The 3,121-nt window shown below is 47.2% G+C and carries 2 protein-coding genes and 1 pseudogene; 1 reads left to right on the top strand and 2 read right to left on the bottom strand.

The window, feature by feature from the left end:
- Positions 1-285: 285 nt before the first annotated feature.
- Both guaA and trmD read right to left on the bottom strand, forming a co-directional pair.
- A complete protein-coding gene (gene guaA, locus A3GG_RS0101155; protein ID WP_018357501.1) occupies positions 286-1,800 on the bottom strand; it encodes a glutamine-hydrolyzing GMP synthase in 1,515 nt (504 codons plus the stop codon).
- Between the two features lie 21 nt (positions 1,801-1,821).
- The gene (trmD, locus tag A3GG_RS0101150; protein ID WP_018357500.1) at positions 1,822-2,505 is read right to left on the bottom strand and encodes a tRNA (guanosine(37)-N1)-methyltransferase TrmD; all 684 of its coding nucleotides are present in this window, start codon (positions 2,503-2,505) and stop codon (positions 1,822-1,824) included.
- Positions 2,506-2,962: 457 nt separating this feature from the next.
- Here trmD and A3GG_RS13985 point away from each other — a divergent pair.
- A pseudogene (locus A3GG_RS13985) lies at positions 2,963-3,121 on the top strand (IS3 family transposase); the annotation flags it as partial.

The following is a 3,121-nucleotide window of genomic DNA, read 5'->3' as shown; positions in this document are numbered from 1 at the left end:
TTGTGCCTTAAAGATTGAACTGTATTTACTTCTTCGTCCCATAAACTTCTCTTTTTCTTCTTTTCATCGGAAAATGACAATTAATTCCATCTCAAATCTCAAATCTACCACTTTTTAAGTTGTCTAGTTTTTGGGGAGTATTATAATCTATGCGATAAGCTATACACCAGTTTTGTAGAAGGCGGAGTTAACAACAAAAGGCTGACTTCACAGAATGAAATCAGCCTTTTGTTGCTCTCTCAACTAAATAACTTTAATAAATAGAATGATTAACCATTCAGGTAGTCACTCCCACTCGATTGTGGCTGGTGGCTTGGATGAGCAGTCGTAGACTACACGATTGATTCCACGTACATTATTGATAATCTCATTGGAGACCTTAGCAAGGAACTCGTGAGGGAGTTTTGCCCAGTCCGCCGTCATCGCATCTATAGAGGTCACAGCCCTGAGCGCACATACATACTCATAGGTTCGCTCATCTCCCATTACGCCTACCGAACGGATAGGAAGTAGGATGGCACCTGCTTGCCATACCTGATCATACAAGCCCCACTCTCTTAGCAATGATGTATAGATATGGTCGGCATCCTGAAGTATGCGTACCTTCTCGGCAGTAATATCACCGAGCACACGGATACCGAGTCCAGGACCTGGGAATGGATGGCGATAGATCATCTCATGCTTCATACCCATTTCGATACCTACCTTACGAACCTCATCCTTGAAGAGAAGACGAAGAGGCTCTACAAGCTGGAGCTTCATCTTCTCGGGCAATCCACCTACATTGTGGTGGCTCTTGATTACTTGACCAGTGATAGAGATAGACTCGATAACGTCGGGATAAATTGTGCCCTGTCCTAGCCATTTCACGTCTTCAATCTTCTTAGCCTCAGCCTCGAACACATCTATAAAACCCTTGCCGATAATCTTGCGCTTCTGCTCTGGATCGCTAACCCCAGCAAGCTCATTCAGGAAGTATGCCTTGGCATCTATGCCCTTTACATTGAGCCCAAGGTGCTTGTACATCTCCAGCACTTGCTCAAACTCTCCCTTCCTTAGCAAACCGTGATCCACGAAGATACAAGTGAGTTGAGCACCAATAGCCTTGTTCAAAAGCACCGCAGCAACACTGGAGTCCACCCCACCGCTAAGGGCGAGCAATACCTTATCATTCCCCAGCTTTGCTTTGAGCTCAGCCACAGTACTCTCCACGAAAGAAGCTGGTGACCACTCACGCTTCACGCCACAGATATTTAGGAAGTTATCAAGGAGCTTATTACCCTCCTCGGAGTGCGCAACCTCGGGGTGGAATTGTACGCCCCACACCTGTTTGCCCTCAATTCTATACGCAGCGTTATTGATAGACTCCGTCTTGGCAAGGCGCACACCGCCCTCAGGCAGCTCGGTAATCGTATCGCTATGCGACATCCACACTACATTCCCCTCGGACAGCCCTTGCAATAGAGGATCCTCAGTAAGAATCTCCATGTGGGCACGACCATACTCTCGGGTGGCAGACTTTTCGACCTTTCCGCCCATTTGGCTAGCTATAAACTGAGCTCCATAGCAGATACCGAGGAGTGGCACGGCAGGCAACTTGGTCAGGTCTATCTTGAACGCCTCGGGCTGGGAAACTGAATAGGGGCTTCCCGATAGGATAACACCCCTCAAGCTCTCCTCAGCTTCTGGCATGTGATGATAAGGATGTACCTCGCAGTAGACTCCTAAGTCACGCACACGTCGAGCGATGAGCTGTGTAGTCTGCGAACCGAAGTCTAGAATAATGATCTTGTCAAGCATGGTCTGTAGTAATATCTATTGTTATTCTCTATTCTCTAATAGATTGGGGCGAAGACGTTTGGTACGCTCCAGCGCCTGCTCCATCTCCCAAGTATGAATCTTGGCAGGATTGCCCGAAAGGAGCACATCTGGCACCCCCCACCCCTTGTACTCCGCAGGACGGGTATACACAGGCGGCGCGAGTAAATTATCCTGAAAAGAGTCGGAAAGAGCACTCTGCTCATCCCCAAGCACCCCCGGAATAAGCCGTACTATGGCATCCGTAATCACCGCAGCGGGAAGCTCTCCGCCAGTCAGTACAAAGTCGCCAATAGAGATCTCACGTGTCACAAGGTGCTCGCGAATACGATGGTCAATGCCTTTGTAGTGCCCGCAGAGTATAATAATATTCTCTGCAAGGGAAAGACTATTGGCGACAGGCTGAGTAAGCATCTCCCCATCGGGAGAAGTGTAGATTACTTCATCATAATCTCGCTCAGCTCGGAGTGCACTTATCGCATTGTCCACTGGCTCTATCTGCATCACCATACCAGCAGAGCCGCCAAAGGGATAATCATCCACCCGGCGCCACTTATTTTGAGTATAATCACGAAGATTGTGCAAGCAAATCTCTGCAAGTCCCTTATCTTGGGCTCGCTTCAGTATGGAGGTATTCACAAAAGCCTCCAACATCTCAGGAAGTACGGTCAGTATATCTACTCTCATCAGATGGCAAATTTACCCAAAAGTAGGCACTTTAGAGCAGTCCTACACCATGCAAGCTCAACTTTCGCTTACAATTCTGTTACACCAGACCGTCCGTACCCCCACCACGTGAACAACGACAGAGTCGTTTCGTACATACCTAAACCCAAAAGGTTAAAACTAGTCCAGCTCTCATTGATATTTTAGTGAAAGACATACCCTAATCAGCAAATAGAAACTATTTTCCACCGATGGAAAGATACTTTTCCAGCGCTGGAAAGATAAGTTTCCAGCCTTGGAACGGTTGGTTTCCACCGATGGAAAATAGTTTGGACAATATGGTATTCCTGAAAATTATAATACTCCCCAAAAACTAGACAACTCAAAAAGTGGTAGATTTGAGAGTTGAGAAGGGAGAAAGTGAGCAGAACCTTGAGATGATGCGTATTATTGATGAGTACCACACCGAACACACCCCACCTCTGGAGTTGTGCATATGCGTGATATGCTAAGACTGAGAGGTTACTCAGTTAATGAGAAACGAGTAAGGCGACTTATGCGTAAGATGGGAATCCTGGTGATCTACCCACAGAGGAGCCTCAGTAAGGGTACTGTGCCGAGCTATATACATCCCTAC

The sequence above is a fragment of the Porphyromonas levii DSM 23370 genome (assembly GCF_000379925.1).
GTDB lineage: Bacteria > Bacteroidota > Bacteroidia > Bacteroidales > Porphyromonadaceae > Porphyromonas_A > Porphyromonas_A levii.
This window is presented reverse-complemented; position numbering and strand designations above follow the sequence as displayed.

Bases quoted from the DNA above. Each gene is read 5' to 3' on its own strand.
- trmD (WP_018357500.1), bottom strand. From the start codon at position 2,505: ATGAGAGTAGATATACTGACCGTACTTCCTGAGATGTTGGAGGCTTTT.
- guaA (WP_018357501.1), bottom strand. From the start codon at position 1,800: ATGCTTGACAAGATCATTATTCTAGACTTCGGTTCGCAGACTACACAG.